At 37.5% G+C, this 23,865-nt stretch carries 19 protein-coding genes and 1 pseudogene; 13 read left to right on the plus strand and 7 right to left on the minus strand.

Annotation, left to right across the window (positions count from 1 at the left end):
* Positions 1-296: 296 nt before the first annotated feature.
* The 5 genes from LDB17_RS02805 (at position 297) to LDB17_RS02825 (ending at position 9,605) form a co-directional block, all read left to right on the plus strand.
* Positions 297-3,365, plus strand: a complete 3,069-nt coding sequence (locus LDB17_RS02805; protein ID WP_393924877.1) for a SusC/RagA family TonB-linked outer membrane protein — start codon at positions 297-299, stop codon at positions 3,363-3,365.
* A gap of 19 nt (positions 3,366-3,384) precedes the next feature.
* Positions 3,385-4,905: a RagB/SusD family nutrient uptake outer membrane protein gene (locus LDB17_RS02810; RefSeq protein ID WP_135103895.1), complete on the plus strand. Its 1,521-nt coding sequence runs from the start codon at positions 3,385-3,387 to the stop codon at positions 4,903-4,905.
* A gap of 108 nt (positions 4,906-5,013) precedes the next feature.
* The gene (bglX, locus tag LDB17_RS02815) at positions 5,014-7,311 is read left to right on the plus strand and encodes a beta-glucosidase BglX (protein WP_252636622.1); all 2,298 of its coding nucleotides are present in this window, start codon (positions 5,014-5,016) and stop codon (positions 7,309-7,311) included.
* A gap of 72 nt (positions 7,312-7,383) precedes the next feature.
* Positions 7,384-8,745: a glucoamylase family protein gene (locus LDB17_RS02820; RefSeq protein ID WP_252636621.1), complete on the plus strand. Its 1,362-nt coding sequence runs from the start codon at positions 7,384-7,386 to the stop codon at positions 8,743-8,745.
* Positions 8,746-8,840: 95 nt separating this feature from the next.
* Positions 8,841-9,605 (plus strand): alpha/beta hydrolase-fold protein, encoded by a 765-nt coding sequence (locus tag LDB17_RS02825; RefSeq protein ID WP_252636620.1) that lies wholly within the window; start codon positions 8,841-8,843, stop codon positions 9,603-9,605.
* Positions 9,606-9,717: 112 nt separating this feature from the next.
* On the opposite strand, the gene LDB17_RS02830 is transcribed toward LDB17_RS02825, so the two are convergent.
* From LDB17_RS02830 to LDB17_RS02860, 7 genes are all read right to left on the minus strand, one after another.
* Entirely contained in the window at positions 9,718-10,497 is a 780-nt protein-coding gene (locus tag LDB17_RS02830) for a prephenate dehydrogenase/arogenate dehydrogenase family protein (protein WP_006842521.1), read from the minus strand.
* A 6-nt stretch (positions 10,498-10,503) separates the two neighbouring features.
* Positions 10,504-11,565, minus strand: a complete 1,062-nt coding sequence (locus tag LDB17_RS02835) for a bifunctional 3-deoxy-7-phosphoheptulonate synthase/chorismate mutase type II (RefSeq protein WP_252636619.1) — start codon at positions 11,563-11,565, stop codon at positions 10,504-10,506.
* Positions 11,566-11,734: 169 nt separating this feature from the next.
* Entirely contained in the window at positions 11,735-12,271 is a 537-nt protein-coding gene (locus tag LDB17_RS02840) for a transposase (RefSeq protein ID WP_252636618.1), read from the minus strand.
* Between the two features lie 3 nt (positions 12,272-12,274).
* Positions 12,275-13,444: a pyridoxal phosphate-dependent aminotransferase gene (locus LDB17_RS02845; RefSeq protein ID WP_252636617.1), complete on the minus strand. Its 1,170-nt coding sequence runs from the start codon at positions 13,442-13,444 to the stop codon at positions 12,275-12,277.
* Between the two features lie 40 nt (positions 13,445-13,484).
* The gene (locus LDB17_RS02850) at positions 13,485-14,327 is read right to left on the minus strand and encodes a prephenate dehydratase (protein WP_135103901.1); all 843 of its coding nucleotides are present in this window, start codon (positions 14,325-14,327) and stop codon (positions 13,485-13,487) included.
* A gap of 267 nt (positions 14,328-14,594) precedes the next feature.
* Positions 14,595-15,692 (minus strand): exo-alpha-sialidase, encoded by a 1,098-nt coding sequence (locus LDB17_RS02855; protein ID WP_252636616.1) that lies wholly within the window; start codon positions 15,690-15,692, stop codon positions 14,595-14,597.
* A 37-nt stretch (positions 15,693-15,729) separates the two neighbouring features.
* Positions 15,730-17,061, minus strand: a complete 1,332-nt coding sequence (locus LDB17_RS02860; protein ID WP_252636615.1) for a PhoH family protein — start codon at positions 17,059-17,061, stop codon at positions 15,730-15,732.
* A gap of 152 nt (positions 17,062-17,213) precedes the next feature.
* On the opposite strand from LDB17_RS02860, the gene kdsA reads away from it, so the two are divergent.
* From kdsA to LDB17_RS02900, 8 genes and pseudogenes are all read left to right on the plus strand, one after another.
* Positions 17,214-18,008, plus strand: a complete 795-nt coding sequence (kdsA, locus tag LDB17_RS02865; RefSeq protein ID WP_252636614.1) for a 3-deoxy-8-phosphooctulonate synthase — start codon at positions 17,214-17,216, stop codon at positions 18,006-18,008.
* Positions 18,009-18,719, plus strand: coding sequence for a 2-phosphosulfolactate phosphatase (locus tag LDB17_RS02870; protein ID WP_252636613.1), 711 nt, complete (start codon positions 18,009-18,011; stop codon positions 18,717-18,719). It abuts the gene before it with no gap.
* 7 nt (positions 18,720-18,726) lie between these two features.
* The gene (locus LDB17_RS02875) at positions 18,727-19,092 is read left to right on the plus strand and encodes a YraN family protein (protein WP_252636612.1); all 366 of its coding nucleotides are present in this window, start codon (positions 18,727-18,729) and stop codon (positions 19,090-19,092) included.
* Positions 19,093-19,167: 75 nt separating this feature from the next.
* Complete coding sequence (locus LDB17_RS02880; RefSeq protein WP_252636611.1) at positions 19,168-19,539, plus strand: MmcQ/YjbR family DNA-binding protein; 372 nt, start codon at positions 19,168-19,170, stop codon at positions 19,537-19,539.
* Entirely contained in the window at positions 19,536-20,276 is a 741-nt protein-coding gene (locus LDB17_RS02885) for a biotin--[acetyl-CoA-carboxylase] ligase (RefSeq protein WP_252636610.1), read from the plus strand. The genes LDB17_RS02880 and LDB17_RS02885 overlap by 4 nt, the downstream gene beginning before the upstream one ends.
* 14 nt (positions 20,277-20,290) lie before the next feature.
* Entirely contained in the window at positions 20,291-22,633 is a 2,343-nt protein-coding gene (locus LDB17_RS02890; RefSeq protein WP_252636609.1) for a glycoside hydrolase family 3 N-terminal domain-containing protein, read from the plus strand.
* Positions 22,634-22,644: 11 nt separating this feature from the next.
* A complete protein-coding gene (locus tag LDB17_RS02895) occupies positions 22,645-23,547 on the plus strand; it encodes a hypothetical protein (protein WP_252636608.1) in 903 nt (300 codons plus the stop codon).
* Positions 23,548-23,652: 105 nt separating this feature from the next.
* Positions 23,653-23,865: pseudogene (locus LDB17_RS02900) on the plus strand (ArgR family transcriptional regulator); the annotation flags it as partial.

The following is a 23,865-nucleotide window of genomic DNA, read 5'->3' on the forward strand; positions in this document are numbered from 1 at the left end:
CTGAATATAGATTAACTATTGTAATTTGTTGTTTTTTATATTGTTATGATTGTTTGAGAGGTAAAAGTGAGGTGGTGATATTGTTAAAAGAGGAGAGGGTGTATTCACGGTGTATTAACTTTTAGAAACACTCTGTCTATAAACTCTAATTTTGACACAAATCTAATATCATACGCACAGAAAGAACAATCATAACTTAGCCGTTACTGGAAAATACGATCACTTTTTAGTTCTTCTTTTCTGTCGTTCATAGTAGATTTTATTTGAAAATATGTGTTTAAATAAAAAGTAAGACTATGAAAATTAAACCTAAAAAAATGAAAAGTTCAGCTGCTCTCATGCGGAGAATTTTTTTCTTCACTTGTTTTCTTTTGGCAAGCGTGACGACTATTTATGCGCAGACCAAAACAATCTCGGGTAAGGTTGTGGATCAAGCGAATGAGCCTCTAATCGGAGTTAGTGTTCTGGTACAAGGTACAACAAACGGAACAATAACAGATATAGATGGTATGTATTCTCTTTCTGCAAAACAAGGAGATGTTCTTGTGTTTTCTTATTTGGGAATGAAATCTCAATCAGTTACTGTAGGTGCTCAGAATGCCATAAACGTAGTATTGGAAGATGACGCCAAAATGCTAACAGAAACAGTCGTAATTGGTTATGGTACAGCAAAAAAAAGAGACTTGACCGGGTCCATAGCTAGTATTAAAGCTGAGGATATAGCAAACCGTCCATCTGCAAACCCATTAGCCTCATTGCAAGGAAAAGTCGCAGGGGTGCAGGTAGTAAACACGGGTATTGCCGGACAAGATCCTGAAATCCGTATTCGCGGAACAAACTCAATTAACGGATATAAGCCGCTATATGTAGTTGATGGATTATTTAACGATAACATTAGCTTCTTGAATGCTGCCGACATTGAATCAATGGAAATCTTAAAAGACCCTTCATCATTGGCTATCTTTGGTGTACGTGGTGCAAATGGTGTTATTATTGTTACTACTAAAAAAGCGAAGGAAGGTCAGACATTGGTAAATATCAATACTTCTTTTGGTTTTAAATCGGTAGTAGATAAAATCAAAATGGCGAATGCTGCGCAGTTTAAAGAACTTTATTCAGAGCAGTTAGCAAACCAAGGAGCAAGTCCTTTCGATTATACAAACTGGACTGCTGATACAGATTGGCAAGATGAAATATTCCAAACAGGATTTATTACCAATAACAATATTAGTATAACATCTTCTAGCGAAAGGAATAAGTTCTATATGGGTGTTGGATATACTTCAGAAGAAGGAACTTTGAAACACGAACAATTCAGTAAGGTAACTATCAATCTGAGCAGTGATTACACTATCACTAAAGCATTTAAAGTTGGATTCCAATTTAATGGTGCCCGTTCAACCCCTCTTAATACTTCTACCAGCTTATATACAGATGCTGTGAAAAGAGCTTTATATGCAGCACCTATCGGATCTCCTTATAATGAAAAAGAAGGTTTGTATAATACATTACCTAGTTTCCAAAAAAATGAAGTGTCAAATCCGATGACTATTGTTGAGTTACAAAAGGATATGAACAAAGTAATTGACTACAGAGCATCCGGTAATGTATATGGAGATCTTACTTTCTTGAAGAACTTCAATTTCCGTGTAATGTATTCATTAGATTACAAATCTTATGATAGCAGATTGTATACTCCTAAGAGAACTATATTCGATGTTGATACTCAACAACCTGTAGTTATGGGAGATGGGAAAACTGCTGTGCAGCAACAAAAAACAAATGAAACAAAAGTTCAAAGCGATTATTTGTTGACTTATACAAATAGCTTTAACAATCATAATATTACAGCTACAGCTGGTTTTACAACATACTATAACAACTTGTCCAGCCTTACCGGAAAACGTGGTGAAGGAAACGGACTTCCTATCGCGAATGACCCTGACAAATGGTTTGTAAGCATCGGTGATGCAAATGCAGCATCTGCCGAAAGTACACAATGGGAACGCTCAACTGTTTCATTCTTGGCAAGGGGATTGTATAATTATAAAAATAAATACCTGTTCAACGGATCGTTCCGTCGTGATGGATCTTCAGGATTCTTCTATACTGGCAACGAATGGCAAAATTTCTACTCTTTAGGTGCTGGTTGGGTAATAACAGAAGAGGATTTTATGAAAGATTTCACTTTTCTTGATTACTTGAAGCTTAAAGGATCATGGGGTACTCTAGGAAACCAAAATATGGATAGAGTTTATCCTGCAGAACCAGTACTTCTAAACACTTCTAACGCTATTTTTGGTGATAATATAATACCGGGATATGAAATCGCATATCTTCCAAATCCAAACTTGAGATGGGAAAAAATTGAAGCTTGGGAAGCTGGATTTGAAGCTTATTTCTTGAAGAATAGACTAAATTTCGAAGGTGTTTACTACAAGAAGAAAACTAAAGATCTTTTGGCTGAAGTACCAGGAATAACAGGTACTAGACCCGGTTTAGGAAACCTTGGAGCTTTGGAAAATAAAGGTGTTGAATTATCACTTTCATGGAATGATAAAATTGGTTCTGATTGGAGATATAGTGTAAGTGGAAACCTGACAACAATAAAGAATAAAGTATTGTCATTGGTGCAGAACGGATATACTATTACTGATGGAACATCAGGTCTTCCAATGATGTCTTATACACAAGCCGGTTATCCGATTGGTTATTTCTATGGATATAAAGTAGAGGGTGTATATCAAAATCAGACAGAAATAGATAACTCTCCTACAAATAAATTAACAAAAGTATTACCGGGAGACCTTAAGTTTAAAGATGTAAATGGAGATGGTGAAATTACTACTGCAGACAGAACAATGATTGGTAATCCTACTCCTGATTTTACTTACGGGCTTTCTGTAAATGTAGGATATAAGAATTTTGACTTGTCTGTTGACATGATGGGTGTATATGGTAATGAAATTTATCGCACATGGAATATTTTTGAATGGTCTCAGTTTAACTATTTGGAATCGAAGATGGGTAGATGGCATGGAGAAGGCACATCTAACACAGAACCTATTTTGAATAGAAAACGTGCGATAAATGGTAAAGATTATCCATCTGATTATTTCGTCGAAGACGGTAGTTTCTTCCGTATCAGAAATATTCAATTGGGTTATACTTTCGGAGCAGATATGTTGAAGAAATTAAGAATGAGATCTTTGAGAGTATATATAAATGCTCAAAATCCTAAAACATGGAAAAATAATACAGGCTATTCTCCAGAAATAGGAGGTTCGGCAACAGCATTCGGTATCGATGCTAATCCGTATCCAATGCCTGCGGTTTATACATTTGGTTTAAATCTTACATTTTAATAGATAAAAACAATATATTATGAAACGAATATTTAATAAATATATATATGCCGCTATAATTGCTGCTTTAGCATTATCGGTTATCAGCTGTAATGATTTTCTGGACAAAAGTCCTCAAGGAAGTTTTACTGAGGATGACGATACTAGTGGTGGTGTAGAAGCAAAAATCTTTGGTGTTTACTCAAAAATGAGAAGTTATAATATAACTGCCGGAATTCCTGCATTTGCCGTACATATGTTCCGTTCCGAAGATTCTGAAAAAGGAAGTACTGAGAATGATGGACCGGATAACGCCAGATTTTGGGATGATTTTGAATACACAGCATCTAATGGTATATTAGGAACTTACTGGAATCATAATTATTCGATAATTCATGACTGTAACTCTACTATAGATACTATACAGAAATTGAATAACAGTGACCTTAGAAGCTTGGAAGCAGAAGCTAAATTCTTTAGAGCTTATTGTTATTTCAACTTGGTAAGAGCATGGGGTGAAGTTCCTAAAATAGACTTTAAAATAAAAGACGCATCACAGGCTAATATCCCTAAAAGCTCTGCTGCTGAGATTTATGCATTAATTGATGCTGATCTTACTTTTGCTGAAGCAAATTTACCTCAATCTTGGCAAGCTAAATATACAGGACGTTTAACATGGGGTGCTGCCAAATCGTTACATGCCAGAACATATATGATGCGTAACGACTGGGGAAATATGCTTGCTGCATCTAAAGAAGTTATCAATTCAGGAATCTATAATCTGAATACATCTGTTGATCAAGTGTTTACTGATGCGGGTGAGAACTGTGGCGAATCAATTTTTGAACTGCAATGTACTGCTACTGCGGCAATGCCTGCAAGTACAGCTATCGGTAGCCAGTTTTGTCAGGTGCAAGGCGTGAGAGGAGCCGGACAATGGAATCTTGGCTGGGGGTGGCATATGGCAACAAAAGAGTTAGGTACAGCTTTCGAGCCTGGAGATCCACGTAAAGATGCTACACTTCTGTATTTCAGAAAACCGGGTGCAGCTATTACTCCTGAAAATACAAACAAGCCATATGGCGAGTCTCCTGAATCATCTGCAATGGGTGCATACTTTAATAAAAAAGCATACACAAATCCTGCGATGAGAGCTAAATATACGAGAGAAGGATTCTGGGTTAATATACGCATTATCCGTTATCCGGATGTTATTCTTATGGCTGCAGAAGCCGCAAATGAATTAGATCAGACTGAAGATGCTTTGAAATATCTGGAAATGGTAAGATCTCATGCGAGAGGAGCTAGTACCAGTATATTGCCAAAGGTTACTACAGAAGATAAAGTGGAATTGAGAAAAGCTATTCAGCGTGAAAGAAGAGTAGAATTAGCTTTAGAACCAGACCGTTTTTATGACTTAGTACGTTGGGGTACTGCTAAAGAAGTGTTACATGCAGCAGGTAAAACAAATTATCAAGATAAGCATGCATTACTTCCGGTTCCTCAATCGGAAATCGATAAATCAAATGGCGTTTTGAAACAAAACCCCAACTATCAATAAGGTTTATTAGGTTATCACATTTTTTATAGTAAGGGCTAGACAATTAGCCCTTACTAGTTTTAGGCAAGAAATAATTAGAGTTAAGGTATAACTGAAATTTAAGGTAAAATGACTGTAAGACAATTATTATTGGTCTTCTTGGCCTTCTTTGCTCTCTCGGGCAATATATTGGCACAAGGGAAAGATCCAAAGATGGATAAGTTTATCAATGATTTAATGAGTAAGATGACGCTGGAAGAGAAAATCGGACAGCTTAATCTGCCTAGTTCCGGAGATATAACTACCGGACAGGCTAAAAGCAGTAATATAGCTGAAAAAATTAAGAAAGGACAAGTTGGAGGGTTATTCAATATAAAAGGTGTTGAGAAAATTAAAGAAGTTCAACGCATTGCAGTAGAACAGAGTCGTCTGAAAATTCCATTAATATTTGGAATGGACGTAATTCACGGATATGAAACCGTATTTCCAATTCCTTTAGGAATGGCTGCTACATGGGATATGGCTGCTGTAGAGCAATCTGCTCGTATCGCTGCAATAGAAGCAAGTGCTGATGGTATTTGCTGGACATTCAGCCCAATGGTTGATATTTCAAGAGATCCTCGTTGGGGACGTTTTTCGGAAGGAAATGGAGAAGATCCTTTTCTTGGAGGACAAATCGCAAAAGCGATGGTTCGCGGATATCAGGGAGTAGGAGAGAACATGTATAAGTCTAACTCCAATATTATGGCTTGTGTTAAACACTATGCGCTATATGGTGCAGGTGAAGCAGGTCGCGACTATAATACGGTAGATATGAGTCGCATACGTATGTTTAATGAATATATGTACCCTTATCAGGCTGCTGTAGAGGCAGGTGTAGGGAGCGTAATGGCTTCGTTTAATGAAGTGGACGGAGTTCCGGCTACAGCTAACAAATGGTTAATGACAGATGTATTACGCAAGCAATGGGGTTTTAACGGTTTTGTAGTTACAGACTATACCGGAATAAGTGAAATGATAGATCACGGAATTGGTGATTTACAAACCGTTTCGGCTCGTGCCTTAAAGGCAGGGATCGATATGGATATGGTAAGTGAAGGCTTGGCTACAGTGGGCAAGTCTCTTAAAGAAGGAAAAGTTACGCAAGCTGAAATAGATCAGGCTTGTCGCCGTGTGTTGGAAGCTAAATATAAATTGGGATTATTTGCAGATCCATATAAATATTGCGATGTAAATCGTGCAAAAAAAGAAATATACACAGCCGAAAATCGTGCTGTTGCTCGTAAGATAGCTTCAGAAAGTTTTGTTTTGCTTAAAAATGCAAATAATACATTGCCTTTGAAAAAAGGTGGAACTATAGCAGTGGTTGGCCCTTTGGCAAACACACGCTCTAATATGCCCGGAACATGGAGTGTTGCCGTGGATCTTACTAAACCTGCAACCGTAGTTGAAGGTATTCAGGAGGTAGCCGGAAATAATGCTAAGGTTGTGTATGCAAAGGGTAGTCATTTGATAAATGATGCAAAATATGAACAAAATGCAACTATGTTTGGTCGTACATTACATAGAGATAAGGAAACTCGTAGTAATGAAGAAATGCTACAAGAAGCATTGCAAATATCAAAAGATGCAGATGTAATAGTTGCAGCATTGGGTGAATCGTCTGAGATGAGTGGAGAATCTAGTTCTCGTACCGAAATTGGTATACCTGATGTACAGAAAGAATTGTTAAGAGAATTATTGAAAACTGGAAAACCTGTTGTCTTGGTATTGTTTACTGGTCGTCCATTGACTTTGACTTGGGAAAATGAAAACGTACCTGCCATTCTTAATGTTTGGTTTGGTGGTTCAGAGGCAGCACATGCTATTGGAGATGTTTTGTTCGGTGATGTCAACCCAAGTGGAAAACTTGTTGCTACTTTCCCTCAGAATGTAGGACAGATTCCTTTATTCTACAATCATAAAAATACAGGTCGTCCCTTGCAGGAAGGTAGATGGTTTGAGAAATTCCGCAGTAACTATTTAGATGTAAGCAACGATCCGCTATATCCATTTGGATATGGATTAAGCTATACTACATTTAGCTATAGCGACATTAAATTGAGTTCTACAACACTTGATGCAAAAGGAGAATTAACCGCTTCAGTTACTGTTACAAATACAGGAAAATATGATGGAGCTGAGGTTGTTCAACTTTATATTCGTGACTTAGTCGGTAGTGTTACACGTCCGGTTAAAGAATTGAAAGGTTTTGAAAAAACATTTATCAAAGCAGGGGGAAGTAAAAATGTTAGTTTTAAGATAACTCCTGAGTTATTGAAATTCTACAATTACAATCTCGAATATGTATTTGAAAAAGGTGATTTTGATGTGATGATAGGAGGTAATAGTAGTGATGTTAAATCTGCGAGATTTACATTAAATTAAATGCTCTGAGTCTTGAAAAAGAGACTATGTAATCTTAGTCTCTTTTTCTTGTTTATTATTAAAACAGATAATATGAAAAAAATATATATACCATTCATTTCTATAATACTTGTGCTAGCGGCTATTAGCTGTAAGGATAAATCCAATAAAGATACTGATGATAGCACCATAGAGCCAATTGCTATTACAGATGAGGCTCTATTGGATAGTGTTCAGCGCAGGACATTTAATTATTTTTGGGATGGAGCCGAACCTACGAGTGGAATGGCTCGCGAACGCTTTCATGTAGATGGAGTATATCCTCAAAATGATAAAAATGTAGTGACTTCCGGAGGTAGTGGCTTTGGGATAATGGCTATTGTTGCCGGAATAGACAGAGGGTATATAACTCGTGAACAAGGTTTAGAACGGTTTACAAAGATTGTAAACTTTCTCGAAAAAGCAGATTCTTTTCATGGTGTATTTCCACATTGGTGGAATGGTGAGACGGGTGAAGTAAAAGGATTTAGTGATAAGGATAATGGAGGAGACTTAGTTGAAACGTCATTCCTTCTACAAGGTTTGTTGGCACTTCATCAGTATTATGTAAATGGGTCTGATGCAGAAAAAGCTTTAGCTGTCCGTATTGACAACCTTTGGAAAAATGTCGACTGGAACTGGCATCGTAACGGTCAAAATGTATTGTATTGGCACTGGAGCCCTAACCATTCATGGGAAATGAATTTTCCTATTCGTGGATATAATGAATGTCTCATCACTTATGTACTGGCTGCATGTTCTCCTACTCATGGTACTCCGGCTGAGGTCTATCACGAAGGTTGGGCAGAAAACGGAAAGATTATTGCCCCTCATCAATTGGAAGGGTATAACCTGAATATGCGCTATCAAAGCAATAGTGGAGCAGGCCCTTTATTCTGGGCTCATTATTCATTCTTAGGATTAAATCCTACCGGGCTAAAAGATAAGTATGCTGATTATTATCAGGAAATGAAAAATTATACACTGATAAATAGAGCGTATTGCTTGCGTAACCCGAAAGGATTTAAAGGTTATGGAGAAGATTGCTGGGGCTTGACTGCTAGTTATTCAGTTAAAGGATATAGTGCTCACGAACCGACAGAAGAAGGAGACCTCGGTGTAATAGCTCCTACGGCAGCTTTGTCTTCTATTGTATATACTCCGGAGGAATCAATGAAAGTGATGCGCAAGCTATATAGCATGGGCGATAAGGTTTGGGGGCAATATGGTTTTTATGATGCATTTAGTGAAACAGACAATTGGTATCCGCAACGTTATTTAGCAATAGACCAAGGTACAATAGCTGTGATGATCGAGAACTATCGTTCGCAGTTGCTTTGGAATCTATTTATGAGTCATACTGATGTTCAAAAGGGTCTTAAGAAACTAGGTTTTGAATCTCCTTCATTGAATTAAAGAGTAATAGAATCAAAAGGAAATAGCATGATAACTTACATGAAGTAAGATGTATTATCGTTATCTTTAATGTCAGTTATTTTAAAATTAAGGTTATGAAAAAAGGTGTTTTATCTTTCATTTTTCTAATTTGTTCTTTATTCAGTTTTGCTCAGTTCAAGAATGCCTCATTCATGTTTGATGGGCATACATTGCCATATCAGGTGATGTATCCTGAAAACTATGATGAGTCGAAGCAATATCCATTGGTCGTATTTCTTCATGGAGCAGGAGAGCGAGGTAATGACAATCAGAAGCAATTGACTCATGGTAAGCAGTTCCTTATTGATAATTTTCAGTCTGCTTATCCAGCTATCGTTATAGCTCCTCAATGTCCAGCTGATAGTTATTGGGCCAATGTCGTTCGTCACCAGATTGATGATAAAATGACATTGACATTCGGTCTTTCTGAGGGAATTACAGATCCAATGAGAACACTGATTGCTTTGGTGCAAAATTGGCTGACCTCAGGGAAAGTAGACTCCCATCAAGTATATGTAGGAGGTTTGTCGATGGGTGGCATGGGAACATTGGAACTGTTGTGGCGATTGCCTGATACTTTCTCAGCTGCTTTTCCGATCTGTGGGGGTGCTGATTTGAGTAAGCTGCCTTTGTATGCCCACAATACAGCTGTTTGGGTTTTTCATGGCAGTGCCGACTCTGTCGTTCCTGTAGAAAATTCGAGAAATATATATAAGCGTCTCAAAGAATTGGGTTGTGATGCGGAATATGCCGAATATGAAGGAGTTAATCATAATAGCTGGGACAATGCCTTTAGAGAAAAAGGACTTGCCTCATGGCTGTTTAAACATAAAAAATAAAAGCTGAATTCAAGGTTTGTTTGGTGTTAGGCTAACTATGGTTGGTAATTGGTGTTATAAGGAGTAGAGACTGCATTAGTATTGTATGACTTTTGCAGTCTCTTTTTATATTCTATTTGTCAGCTATATTCGCTCTTACTTTGGTAAGGAAACTTAGCATTGCTGCACTGTCTTTTTTCTCGATGATCTCTAAAAGATGCTTTAGTTCGCCTCGTATACTCTCCACCTGAGCAGGAGTATAAGGGTTGAAGAGAATCTCGGTCAACAAATAATCATCTTCGGACAGAAGCCCTTTTGCAATATTCATGTGACGCTTGAAGGTTGTTCCGGGAGCATCCTGATGCTTCATTACCGATGCGAATACAAGTGTAGACGCAAACGGAATTGAAAGGGAATATGCAATCGTTTCGTCATGCTCTTCGAATGTATATTCAAAAACGTTCAACTTAAGACTGTTATACAAGTCTTTGAAGAATATTTTTCCCCAATGGTTCGATTCCGAAATTACAATTGCACTCTGTGTACTAAGGTCTGTTAGATTGGCAAATGTAGGGCCAAACATAGGATGGGTAGATGCAAACGGTCTGCCTGTTTTTTTATAAAACTCTTTTAGTCCCGTCTTTACAGATGCAATATCCGACAATATACAATCTTCATCCAGATATGGCAGTACCATTTCAAATGCCTGAATGGTATATTTGACTGTTGCTGCATTAATAACAATTTCAGGTTTGAAGTCCCTTATCTCTTCCGGATTGCTCATTCTGACTACATTATAAACAAATCGTAGCCGTTTGGGGTCAATGTCAAATATAGCAACTTCATGATCGAAACTTAATACATCAGTAAAGAAGGAGCCCATTTTTCCGGCTCCTAATATTAATATCTTCATATACGGTTACTTGTTTAATATCTCAACCTGTTGTCTTACAGATTCTTCGTGTATTGCTTCCAGAACTACACGCATAAAGTCAGGGTTCATACTCATAGATGTTGCCTGAGCAATTCGTTTTTGAAGAATTTCATCATAGCGGTCTGTCTGAACAACGGTTAAGTTGTGCTCTTTCTTGAAAGTACCTATTTCGCATGATATGCGCATACGTTTTGCTAGTAATTCCAGCAACTGATCGTCTAGTTCGTCTATTTGTCTGCGAAGGTCAGAAAGGTCTTCTGTCGATTGCTTACCATCACGAATAATAAGTGCTGTCAGTATTTCTTTTAGCCTCACCGGCGTTACCTGCTGAGAAGCATCGCTCCAAGCATTTTCAGGATCGCAATGAGTTTCTATAATCAATCCGTCATAGTTTAAGTCCATTGCTTGCTGGCATAGCGGCTGTATAAGGTCACGTTTTCCTCCGATATGACTTGGGTCGCAAATAACAGGCAGATCAGGAAAACGACGTTTCAGTTCGATCGGTATATGCCATTGAGGCAGGTTTCTGTAGACTTTCTTATCGTATGAACTAAATCCACGGTGTATTGCTCCTATCTTGGTTAGACCTACATTGCTGAGGCGTTCAAGAGCACCGATCCATAACTCTAAATCGGGATTAACAGGGTTCTTAACCAATACCGGGATATCAACACCCTGTAGCGCTTCTGCTATTTCCTGAACTGCGAATGGATTTGCTGTTGTACGGGCGCCGATCCATAACATATCTATGCCATATTTAAGAGCTTCATAAACGTGTTTCTGTGTTGCAACCTCAGTAGAAACGTACATTCCGGTTTCTTGTTTCACTTTTTTGAGCCAAGCAAGACCTTCGCTGCCAACTCCTTCAAATCCACCTGGTTTAGTGCGGGGTTTCCATATTCCGGCACGAAGGATTTTTATACCGTCTGCTGCTAGTTGCTTTGCAGTATTCATTACTTGTTCTTCAGTCTCGGCACTGCATGGACCGGCTATTACAAGAGGACGTTTCGGGTCAACTCCCGGAAGTAAAATTGAATCTAGTTTCATATTTATTTTAATTTGTTTTTTGATTATTCTATATTTTAGCTAAAAAGTGACAAAGGTGACAACTTTTATTCTGTTTTTATCTGTTACCTTTTATTTACTGCTTATAATTTACTACTCTACAATAGATAAATTTCGGCTATCCTGATTATCTGTTCTCCAATCTAAAACATTAAATATAATACTCGTCATTTTCCCAGTTATATGGATTGTTTGTTATATAATCAGATATATTCTGGTGTGATTTTTCATCTCTGATGATATGTTCATAATAATTACGTTGCCATATTCTTTGATCGTAGGGTTCCCAACCTAATTGAGTAACCCCATGGGTATATTTGACGGTCGTTATTGATTTAAAAGCTCCCAATATTTTGCCCAAAGTAGGGGCAATCCCTTGTGGTTGCCCATTCGTCTTTCGGATACCCACAAGGGGTATCCCTACATCTGTAATTTCTATTATTCCATGAAAATGATTTGGCATAATAATATAATTATGTAATTCTATATTCGAGAAACGTTTCTTTAAATTGTTCCACTCTGTATTTATCATCCTACCGGCCTCATTCAATACGATATCAGTGTTTTGTATTTTACCAAAGCGACAAATTCTATTTTCGCAACATATCGTCACGAAATATAATCCTACCTGACTGTAATCATAATTTGCGAATCGGATACTCCTCCGTTGAGGAAGTTTAGAAGACATATATTAATTTGTTACCTTTTTTATTCTTTCCAAAGCCTCTTTAAGCATGTCTTCATTGCAGCACAAAGAGATACGTATATATCCTTCTCCTTTGTTCCCGAAAATGAATCCCGGGGTTAAGAAAACATTCGCTTCGTATAAAATTTTGTCAGCCAATTCTTCGCTGCTTTTGTATTCTGCCGGAATCTTTCCCCAAAGAAACATTCCCGATTGTTTTTTATCAAAAGTGCAACCTAGCTCTTTCATAATAGCTTCTGCATATTGACGGCGATTGGCGTATAATTTGATATTGTTTTCTTTGTGCCATTCGCCCGAATTGTTCAGAGCGGCAATGGCTGCCAACTGTATAGGTTTTAGTATTCCACTCTCGATGTTGGTCAGAACCTTTAGCACCCATTGTATAAATTGTGCATTTGAAGCCAATGTCCCAATTCTCCATCCGGGCATATTGTGCGATTTACTCATCGAATTGAGTTCTATACATATATCTTTCGCTCCTTCTACTTGCAGTATACTTAATGGCTTTTCGTTAAGAATAAGACTATAAGGATTATCATGAGCTATGATTATGCCATGTTTCTTTCCAAAAGCAACTATTTTTTCAAATAATTCGACCGTAGCGTTTGCACCTGTAGGCATGTTAGGATAATTAATCCACATTAGTTTTACATTCGATAAGTCTAGCTTTTCCAATGCATCGAAATCCGGTTGCCAATTGTTATTCTCATCCAATTCGTAAGAGACAATATTTGCCCCAACAAGCTTGCTCACTGAACTATATGTCGGATACCCCGGATTAGGCACTAATACTCCGTCTCCCGGATTGAGAAATGCCAGCGAGATATGTAAAATCCCTTCCTTTGAGCCTATCAAGGGTTGTATTTCATTTGCAAAGTCGAGATTCACATTATATGTTCTTTTGTACCAATCAGCAAAAGCCTTACGCAATTCGGCAATACCCACATGTGGTTGATAGCCGTGTACATCTTTTTTTATTACAGATTCACATAGGGCTTTTGTGGTTTCTTCGGAAGGAGGGAGGTCTGGACTTCCCACTCCGAGGCTAATCACATTTTTCCCCATTGCGTTCATTTCGGCTACTTCTCTTAGTTTTTTCGAAAAGTAGTATTCACTTACTGTATTAAGGCGGTCTGCCGGTACTATTGTTCTCATATTGTTATTAGCAGTTTGCTATTGTTAAATCGTGGTTTTTTTATAATTCGCTTTGTTTTCCGTTTGGATATTCTCCCAAAAGCTTTAGTTCGCTTGTTAAAGGGCGGATTGCCTGTAGCGATTGCTTGTATCGCGTAAGATCAGAAAATGTAAGGTCTACATAGAACTGATATTCCCATTCTCTACCTATTATTGGTAGAGATTGTATCTTAGTCAAATTGATGCCGTAGAAAGAAAATACCGATAATACTTTCGATAAGCTGCCTTCGCTATGTGGAGTTGTAAATACAATAGACGATTTATTCAGAACTTCTCCTTTTTGTAGTTCGTCTACCACCCATGGGTTTGCTATAATAAGAAAGCGAGTAAAATTGTGCTTATTTGTCTCAATTCCCCTCGCTAAGATGTTTAGTCCATAAATTTCGGCCGCTTTGGTGCTGCATATCGCAGCAGTGGTCGATAGATGTTTCTCTGCTACATCTTTTGCAGCCAAAGCCGTATCTTCATGCTCTATAATCCTAACACCCGGTAGTGTATCTAGGAATTCTGTACATTGCATGAGTGCAATCGGATGCGATTCCACTTCTTTTATATCATGAATTGTTTGGCCGGGCAATGCCGCCAGACAATGAGAGATGCGTTGTTTGTATTCTCCTGCTATTGGGAGTTTATTTTCTTTTAGCAGATCGTAGTTGCCCAGAAGGCTACCGGCGATAGTGTTCTCTATGGCTATAATCCCGATCGTATTCGGTTCTTTTTTGATTGTTGTGAAAATATCACGAAAAGTAATGCATGGAACAATTTCGACTTCTTCTCCGAAAAAATTCTCTGCGGCTATCCCATGATATGCACCTAATCCTCCTTGTATCGCAACTCTTTTCATAAAATGTTATCAAAAAAAAATCCCGTCATATTTGACAGGATTCCATATATTCTTGTTGTTTTAATTCACTCCAAATTTCTCATACAAAATCCTGTTCTACTTTCTAAAGTAAAAGTAAAAAAAGAAAAAGTATGTATAAGAAAAAATATTCATTCTAACGCTTGTTGTTTTAAATGTGATTACAAAAGTAATATTTTTTTGAATATTGCAAGCATTTCATTCTTTTTTTATTCAGAAAATTGTAAAAATGAGGATTTATAGTTGTTATTACCACTTTCCGTTTACGATTGTTTCACTTTTAAGTAGTGACGGATCAACTTTTACATATTTAATTTTTTCTCTGCGCCACGTGTATACTATGTGTATCATACCGTCATGTCCTTGTATAACCGATGGGTAGGAATATTCCTTTATTGGCGAGTCTTCGAGAATGAGCGATGCTTTCCAGGTAATTCCATCGTCAGATAGAGCGACATTCAACGGTGTACGAGCTTTATCCTTATATGCACTCTCCGATGCTGCTACATGATTGTACACCATTAGTTGGCGTCCGTCTTTGAGTGTTACGGCATCCGTCCCCGAATTATTATTCGGTAAGTAAAGAGCTATAGGATCGCTCCACGTCTCTCCTTCATCTTTCGAAAAAGCCGATATGATATGTTCGTTCTGAGAGCGACATACAATTTGCAATACATTATTGTTTAATGTTAATATACTTGGTTGAATAATATTCCAAGGCTTGCTGTTGATCGGAGATGTTTTTCTCCAAGTTTTCCCTCTATCTTCGGTAATTTCCATGTGAACCTGCCATCCGTCATTCTCTGTACTCGATGCGCAAATTAGTTTATTCCCAATCAGAATAGGTTTGTTTTTTATTGGACCCAGAAAACCTTCCGGTAGCGCTTCGGGTTTTGTCCATGTTTGTCCGTCATCGTATGAGCGGATAAGATAACCTGTCCAATCTTGCACATTCTTTCCTATTTTATAAAACAATAGCAATTCGCCATCGGGATATTGAAATAAGACCGGGTTATAGCAGGCCTTCCTTAAAGTATCGCTCACGATGCCATCCGCTACCTTCACTGGCTGAGTCCATCCTGTGGCTGTATAACGAGAAGTATATATATTGACTTCGGGGTGTCCTTCATATTTTCCGCCAAAAAATGCCGTAATCAAACCCGACGGGGTTTCAGCAATTGTAGCTGCATGAACCGAGGGGAATTCAGCAGAATCATAAATGAATTCATCCACTAGGATACCTTCTTTCCATTTATGATTATCTACAGTTTGGGCTAAACAAGGGATGGTGAGTATACTCATTGTTACGATGAGTATACTATAAGCTCTGAGATAGAATTTGTCCATTTATATTTCTTGAAATGTTATTGTTTTTAGATTGTTATTACAATAATATACTTGCTATCTCAGATAGCTTACTTCTTTCTCCTTTTATCAGATTGACATGTGCAAAAATATCTTGTCCTGTCATTTTATCTATCATGTAAGCCAACCCGTTTGACTGAGCATCAAGATAAGGAGAGTCGATCTGTTGTAAATCTCCTGCAAAAATCATTTTCGTTCCTTCACCTGCACGGGTTATAATGGTTTTTATTTCGTGAGGTGTCAGGTTTTGAGCTTCATCGATAATACAGATCATCTCTGATAAACTTCGTCCTCGGATATAAGCTAATGCTTCTATTTCCAGCTTCTTACTTGCCTGCATCGCTTCTATATTCTTGTACTCAGCACCACCGTAAGGAATGTGATTTTTTATTACAGATAAATTGTCGAAAAGAGGCTGCATATAAGGTGCTATTTTTTGTTTTTCGTCACCGGGTAAGAATCCCAATTCTTTGTTTCCTAATGCAACGATCGGGCGGGCGAGGAGTATTTGGTCAAAGTTCTCGCTTTGTTTCAATGCTGAGGCTAAGGCCAGTAACGTTTTTCCTGTTCCCGCTTTTCCTGTAAGCGCTACTAATTTTATTTCGGGATCGGTGAGTACCTCCATCGCAAATGTTTGTTCCGCATTTCGAGGTTGTATGCCGTAACAAATCTGCTTGTCTATTTTCTTTATCTTTTTAGTAAACGGGTTGTATCTGGAGAGCACACTTTTTTTACCGTTCTTCATCACGAAGCATTCATTCGCATTCACCGAAGTTTCCAGATTGAACTGGTCGAGATCAACACCGTTCGGGTTCGCATACAGTTCATCGATAACCGAAGACTCCATATCCTTGAATGTTTTGTGCTGTCTTTCAAATAAAAAGATATCAGGAACTTTGTCATTTATATAATCTTCTGCCAGGAGCCCGATTGCACGAGCCTTCATTCGCAGATTTATGTCTTTGGTTACCAATATGGTCTTTATTTTGCCGTCACGCTCCGAAATGTCAAGAACAGATGATAATATACGATGATCGGGTATTCTCTCCGGAAATATCTCGGTTATCCTTTCTTGAGATTTTATACTTGTATCAATAAAGAGATTGCCTAAACCGTTGCCTAAAGATATTCCTTTCGTAAATAAGTTGTCGTCTGTTATTGCATCGAGCTGGCGGAGAAATTCGCGGGCATTATAGTTAATCTGATCATTCCCTTTTTTGAACTTATCCAGTTCTTCCAAAACTACAATGGGAATATATATGTCATTTTCTTCAAAATTATCTAAGCACCTGAAATCATGTAGTATTACATTTGTATCCAATACAAAGTTTTTCTTCTTGGCTTTTCCCATAATTATCATGTTTTTTTATATAACAATAAAAATAGCTTAATTCCTTTAATATTGCTAATAAATAATATCAATGACAAACCTAAAATTTCTGAAAATGGCAGAATGTTTGTACCTTTGAAGACTATTTTATCTAGTAATCAAACAAATAAAAAATGAATATAGAGAACTTAAAAAATGATAATTTTTTCTTGCTGGCAGGACCATGTGTCATCGAGGGAGAAGAAATGGCACTTCGTATTGCAGAAAAAGTTAAAACTATAACAGATAGACTAAATATTCCCTATGTATTTAAGGGTTCTTATAAGAAAGCAAATCGATCTCGTGTAGATTCTTTCACCGGGATTGGAGATGAGAAAGCTTTAAAGATACTTCGCAAGGTAGGCGAAACTTTTGGTATTCCTACTGTAACAGATATTCACGAAACTCACGAGGCTGCAATGGCTGCAGAATATGTTGATGTTTTGCAGATTCCGGCATTTCTTTGCCGTCAGACCGACCTGCTTATTGCTGCTGCAGAGACAGGTAAAATAGTAAACATAAAGAAAGGTCAGTTTCTGGCTCCGAGTGGAATGCAATTTGCAGCGCAGAAAGTATTGGATTCGGGAAATAAGAATGTAATCCTTACCGACCGTGGTACATCTTTTGGCTATTCTGATCTTGTTGTTGACTTTCGGGGAATACCTGAAATGAAAGAATTTGGTTTTCCTGTCGTATTGGATGCAACACACTGCCTGCAAAAGCCGAATCAGGCTTCGGGTGTAACAGGCGGGCAGCCAAAATTGATAGAAACGATGTGTAAAGCGGGTATTGCTACAGGTGTAGATGGATTGTTTATTGAAACACACTTCGATACAGCAAATGCTTTGTCTGACGGAGCTAATATGCTTCCGCTAGACCAGCTTGAAGGCTTGATGGAGAAGTTAGTAAGAATAAAAGCAGCATTATAGATGAAAGTTGATGTTTGTTTTTCTCCAGCTTTGTATCCTTACTATGTCGATAGCAACAACTATATTGTAGTAGTGGTTGATATATTCAGGGCTACTACAACCATGTGTGCTGCCCTGAAAAATGGAGCTAAGTGTATTATTCCCGTAGCTTCTATCGAAGAGGCTCAACAATATAAGGCTAAAGGATATCTGGTTGGAGCAGAGCGGAATGTGAAACGTTGTGATTTTGCTGATTTTGGAAATTCACCGTTTGACTATACAAAGGAAAAAGTAGAGGGTAAAGAAATAGTATTTACAACGACAAACGGAACTCAGGCAATCGAAGCCGCTGCAAATGCAGATATTTTGACTATCGGAGCTTTTTCGAATATAAGTGCATTGACTGAATTTTGTATACAAAAGCAAAAAGACGTAATGATACTCTGCGCGGGGTGGAACAATCGTTTTAATATTGAAGATACATTATTTGGCGGAGCTTTAGCCGATAGGTTGATGGCAAAAGGATATGCGTCTGCTTCAGATGCCACTCAGGTTGCTTTATCGATGTGGCAAGAGGCTAAGTCTGATTTGAGAGGCTATATTAATCGTACCGAACATATCAAGAGGCTTGAAGCAAATAACTTGCAAGATTCTGTTGAGTACTGCTTAACTGTGGATACAGCAAATCTCGTTCCTTTATATGATAATGTAAATAAAGTTCTAAAACTTTAAGTAGTCTATGGCTGAGCATAATGATCTTGGGAAAAGAGGTGAGGAAGCAGCAGTTAATCTTCTAAAACAAAAGGGGTACAAGATCATTGAGCAAAATTGGACTCATGAGAAATACGAAATAGATATTATTGCTCGAAACGAAGAGTTTATTATTTTTGTAGAAGTAAAGACAAGAAGTAGTAATTATTGGGGACATCCGGAAGACGCAGTATCGAAACGGAAAATAAAAAGGATTGTAGAGGCGGCAGATTTCTATTTGAAGGAATTTAATATAGATTTACCGGCCCGCTTTGATGTTATTGCAGCAATTTGGACAGGACAGAAGTTCGAAATAGACCATATAGATGATGCATTTTTTGCGCCTATAAACTGATACCTCATTATTTGCGATCATCTGTATAAATTTAAGAAAATCTTATTTGAAGAACAAGATCTAATAAATCAGAAAATGAATATAGAAGAAGCGCGCGAAGCCTGTATTGCGATAAAAGGAGGGACAGAGACATTTCCTTTTGGGGAGGATGTCTTAGTTTACAAGATCATGGATAAGATGTATGCTTATATGGCGTTGGATAGTAAAGATGGAGAATTTTGGCTTAACCTCAAGTGCGATCCGGAGAAAGCGATCGAGCTGCGTGAACAGTATACGGGGATAAAACCCGGATTTCATTCTAATAAAAAATATTGGAATACAATTGTTCTTGATAGCGATGTGCCAGATAAACTTATTAAAGAATTGATTCTTCACTCAGTAGACGAAGTAATAAAGAAACTACCCAAAGTAAAACAAACAGAATATAATAACTTACCAAATAGTTGACGACTGTGCCTGAGATAATTCACATTAGGGAGACTAACTCGACTAATAATTATTTAAAAGAACTACTCCAGACACAGAATGTTGATGAAGGTACTGTCGTTTGGGCAGATTTTCAGTCGGCAGGGAAAGGTCAGAGAGGGAATGGCTGGGAGTCGGAAGCGGGAAAAAATATTCTTTTTAGTATTGTTTTGTTCCCTGGCTTTATAAAAGCGGGAGAGCAATTTATACTATCACAGATTGTATCTCTAGCCGTAGCAAATTGTCTGCAAGAATATACAGAGGGTATATCTATAAAATGGCCTAATGATATCTATTGGAATGAAAAGAAAATATGTGGTATCCTATTAGAAAACACTATTCTCGAAGATAATATAGGTCATTCTGTTGCCGGTATTGGTATTAATATCAATCAGGTAGATTTCAGAAGCGATGCTCCGAATCCTGTATCTCTGAAACAGATAACTAACAGAGACTATAATCTTGAAGAAATACTAAAGACTGTTGTTGATAATATCAATGTGTATTACCAGCAAATAAAAATTGGCAAGACCGATTCTCTGATAAAACAATATAAAGAATCTCTTTTCAGGAAAGATGGTTATCATCTGTACAATGATGGACTATCGAATTTCCTTGCCCGAATACAAGATGTTAATTCTTCGGGAATCCTTATTTTAAAAACGAAAGAAGGTGAAGAAAGACATTTTGCCTTTAAAGAAGTTAAATATATCATATAAGAACACATATACTTATGAATTATTTTAAATTAAGCATTATTGCTCTCTTTTTATTTCAAACAATAAGTGCTCAACAAGCGTATAAGTACAAAAATCCAAAGCTGTCAAGCGAAGAGCGTACCGTCGACCTTATCAGTCACATGACATTGGAGGAAAAAGTAGGTCAGTTGCTTTGTCCTCTCGGTTGGGAGATGTATGAACGCAACGGAGATCAGGTGACACACTCTAAAAAGTTTGAAGAATATGTTCAACAGCGTCATATAGGTATGCTTTGGGCCACTTTTCGGGCAGATCCATGGACTAAAAAAACATTAGAAAACGGAGTAAATCCGAAGTTGGCAGCTAAAGCGGGTAATGCTTTACAACGTTATATAATGGAGAATACACGCTTGGGTATTCCTATTTTCCTAGCTGAAGAGTGTCCTCATGGTCATATGGCGATTGGTACTACTGTTTTCCCCACTGCAATAGGACAAGCGGCAACATGGAACCCTAGTCTTATACAACAAATGAGTGCGGTGATATCCAAAGAAGCTCGCTCTCAGGGTTCGCATATCGGATATGGCCCTGTGTTAGATTTGGCGAGGGAAGCTAGGTGGTCTCGTGTGGAAGAAACGTATGGAGAAGATCCTGTACTGATCTCTAAAATGGGAGAAGCCTTTGTGACAGGTTTTGGAAGTGGAGATTTGAGTAAACCATACAGTTTAATCTCTACATTGAAGCATTTTGTAGCTTATGGAATCCCCGATGGCGGACATAATGGTAATAGCAACAGTGTGGGAATGCGCGACTTGAAAGAAAACTATTTACCTCCATTCGAAAAAGCTGTTAAAGCAGGCGCTTTGTCAGTGATGACTGCCTATAATTCGGTGGATGGTATTCCTTGTACATCGAACGAATATTTGCTAAAAGATGTTCTTTGTAAAGATTGGGGTTTTAAAGGCTTTACTGTGTCAGATTTGGGTAGTATCGAAGGATTGAGAGGAAGTCACTATGTTGTATCAACAATACAGGACGCAGCTATATTATCATTAACGTCAGGACTTGATTGTGATTTGGGAGGTAATGCTTTCTTTACATTGTCTGATGCTGTAAAAAAAGGCATGGTTAGTGAAACTCAGATTGACTCGGCTGTATATAAAATAGTGAAATTGAAATTCGATATGGGACTTTTCGAAAATCCATATGTCGATGAAAACAATGCACAACAGGTTGTTAGAACACAAGAAAATATGGCATTGGCAAGACAAGTAGCAAGAGAGTCGATTGTATTACTCGAAAACAAAAATAATATCTTACCTCTTAATAAGAGTAAAATAAAGAAGATAGCAGTGATAGGTCCTAATGCTGATAATGTATACAATCAGTTAGGCGATTATACAGCACCACAGGATGATAGCAATGTTAAGACTGTTTTGGATGGTATCAGATCTAAACTCAAACAGTCGCAAATAGAATATGTGAAAGGCTGTGCTATCAGAGATACCCTAAATACTGATATAGATAAGGCTGTGCAAGCCGTCTTAAGATCAGATGTGGCTGTCGTTGTAGTTGGAGGTTCCAGTGCACGTGATTTTAAAACAAAATATATAGAAACAGGTGCTGCTGTTACTGATGAGCATAGCATAAGCGATATGGAGAGCGGCGAAGGCTTTGATAGAGTTAGTTTAGATCTTATGGGGAAACAATTAGAGTTATTGAAGGCTATAAAAGCCACAGGCAAACCTGTTGTCGTGGTGTATATTCAAGGTCGTCCTTTGAATATGAACTGGGCGTCAGAAAATGCAGATGCACTACTATCAGCTTGGTATCCGGGACAAGAAGGTGGCAATGCGATAGCTGATGTTCTGTTTGGTGAATATAACCCTGCGGGACGTCTACCAATGTCGGTAGCCAAATCGGTAGGGCAATTGCCTGTATATTATAATCACAGGAATCCGGCAAGTCACGATTATGTGGAGATGACTAGTAAGCCATTGTATAGTTTCGGTTATGGGCTTAGCTTTACCAGTTTCGAATATAGCAATTTGAAGATCAATAAGAGCAATTCAGGTGTTGAAGTTACGGTAGAACTTCGAAATTCAGGAAATTTTGATGGAGACGAAGTTGTTCAGTTATATCTGAGAAATAATAGGGCTTCTGTTGTGCAGCCCATTATGCAGTTGAAAGCCTTTGAAAGAGTCAATTTGAAGAAAGGTGAGACTAAAATGATTAGACTTATATTGACAAAGGACGACTTTTCTATTATTGATAAGAAAATGAATAGAGTCGTTGAGCCTAACGGAGACTTCACTTTTATGGTAGGCAGCGCATCTGATAATATTAAATTGCAAGAGAAAATGATGTTGAATTTATAGCTATAAAAAATATGATTAAAATAACCTTATCACTTACTTTTACATTCCTATTATTATTTTCATGTATCAAGCACCCCGCTACTCTCGAGAAGTGTGGTGCTTTCGACTTGGAAAGAGTCAATTTTCAGGAGAATGTTTCTCTCTTATATTCCCGACATCTTATTCTTAAAGATGGTTACGCAGAATATGACAGTATAAGAGATGGCAAACTGACTGATGATATGCTGAGGTATACAATTAACACTGTAATATCCGATGCTTTAGAGCTGAAAGTGCCTAAAGAGGAATTTGGGTATTTATATCAAACTCCGACTTTGGATAGTGTTGCCAAATTTAGAAATGCATACTTTGATAAATTATCTATATTAACAAATAGAGACAAAAAGCCTGTAGCCTATTATGCTACAGGGAGATTTAATACACTTGAAGACAGAGCTCGTTTTATGCATGGGTTTAAAGAAAAATATGGTCAACCCAAATATTCATTCTTTATAAGTTCTCATTTTGAACAATGTTCTTTCGAATGGGATTTGCAAGATCGGATTATGCAGATTGAGACGTCTCATGGATTTGAGTTCTCTGTTTCTTCAGATGGTTCTTCATCGAATGGGAAGTACTATAATCTAGATTTACTAATCATAGAGAAACAATATCAGGATGCAATTTATAAGGCTCACCTATATGAATTTTCTGATTCTATAAAGCATGAAGGTAAAACTTATAGCCTAAAAGATCTCGGGCTTGAAAAGGAGGTTTCTTTCAGCGATAGTTTCTTACTCAACTCAACAAATGAAAGATATACAAATGATGAATACGGAGAATACCATATAAGCCGATCCGAAGAGTATTCTGAAAAATTTGATAGTGACGAAGCTGAAGATATGGGAATACCGGCAGCGAAACCCATTGATTGATTTTTATACACATATCCTTAGAAATTTATAATTTTTATACATCTAAAATTTTAGATATGCATTATTATGTATATTTTTGCATCTTGTTTGTATATTTATACATGTATGACTAAAAAAATTAGACATAAAATAATAAAAGAAGTACTTCAGGCTAATGAGATAAATAGTCAGGATATGCTGCTTAAGATACTAACTGAAAAGGGCTTTGAGCTTACTCAGGCTACGTTGTCGCGCGATATTAAAGAGTTGAAAGTCGTAAAAGCACCGACGTCGAAAGGAACATATATATATCAGTTACCAGATGCAAAGGGTACGACT

It is taken from the genome of Dysgonomonas sp. Shenzhen-Wh21 (assembly GCF_043392705.1).
GTDB lineage: Bacteria > Bacteroidota > Bacteroidia > Bacteroidales > Dysgonomonadaceae > Dysgonomonas.

Bases quoted from the DNA above. Each gene is read 5' to 3' on its own strand.
- LDB17_RS02805 (WP_393924877.1), top strand. From the start codon at position 297: ATGAAAATTAAACCTAAAAAAATGAAAAGTTCAGCTGCTCTCATGCGG.
- LDB17_RS02810 (WP_135103895.1), top strand. From the start codon at position 3,385: ATGAAACGAATATTTAATAAATATATATATGCCGCTATAATTGCTGCT.
- bglX (WP_252636622.1), top strand. From the start codon at position 5,014: ATGACTGTAAGACAATTATTATTGGTCTTCTTGGCCTTCTTTGCTCTC.
- LDB17_RS02820 (WP_252636621.1), top strand. From the start codon at position 7,384: ATGAAAAAAATATATATACCATTCATTTCTATAATACTTGTGCTAGCG.
- LDB17_RS02825 (WP_252636620.1), top strand. From the start codon at position 8,841: ATGAAAAAAGGTGTTTTATCTTTCATTTTTCTAATTTGTTCTTTATTC.
- LDB17_RS02830 (WP_006842521.1), bottom strand. From the start codon at position 10,497: ATGAAGATATTAATATTAGGAGCCGGAAAAATGGGCTCCTTCTTTACT.
- LDB17_RS02835 (WP_252636619.1), bottom strand. From the start codon at position 11,565: ATGAAACTAGATTCAATTTTACTTCCGGGAGTTGACCCGAAACGTCCT.
- LDB17_RS02840 (WP_252636618.1), bottom strand. From the start codon at position 12,271: ATGTCTTCTAAACTTCCTCAACGGAGGAGTATCCGATTCGCAAATTAT.
- LDB17_RS02845 (WP_252636617.1), bottom strand. From the start codon at position 13,444: ATGAGAACAATAGTACCGGCAGACCGCCTTAATACAGTAAGTGAATAC.
- LDB17_RS02850 (WP_135103901.1), bottom strand. From the start codon at position 14,327: ATGAAAAGAGTTGCGATACAAGGAGGATTAGGTGCATATCATGGGATA.
- LDB17_RS02855 (WP_252636616.1), bottom strand. From the start codon at position 15,692: ATGGACAAATTCTATCTCAGAGCTTATAGTATACTCATCGTAACAATG.
- LDB17_RS02860 (WP_252636615.1), bottom strand. From the start codon at position 17,061: ATGGGAAAAGCCAAGAAGAAAAACTTTGTATTGGATACAAATGTAATA.
- kdsA (WP_252636614.1), top strand. From the start codon at position 17,214: ATGAATATAGAGAACTTAAAAAATGATAATTTTTTCTTGCTGGCAGGA.
- LDB17_RS02870 (WP_252636613.1), top strand. From the start codon at position 18,009: ATGAAAGTTGATGTTTGTTTTTCTCCAGCTTTGTATCCTTACTATGTC.
- LDB17_RS02875 (WP_252636612.1), top strand. From the start codon at position 18,727: ATGGCTGAGCATAATGATCTTGGGAAAAGAGGTGAGGAAGCAGCAGTT.
- LDB17_RS02880 (WP_252636611.1), top strand. From the start codon at position 19,168: ATGAATATAGAAGAAGCGCGCGAAGCCTGTATTGCGATAAAAGGAGGG.
- LDB17_RS02890 (WP_252636609.1), top strand. From the start codon at position 20,291: ATGAATTATTTTAAATTAAGCATTATTGCTCTCTTTTTATTTCAAACA.
- LDB17_RS02895 (WP_252636608.1), top strand. From the start codon at position 22,645: ATGATTAAAATAACCTTATCACTTACTTTTACATTCCTATTATTATTT.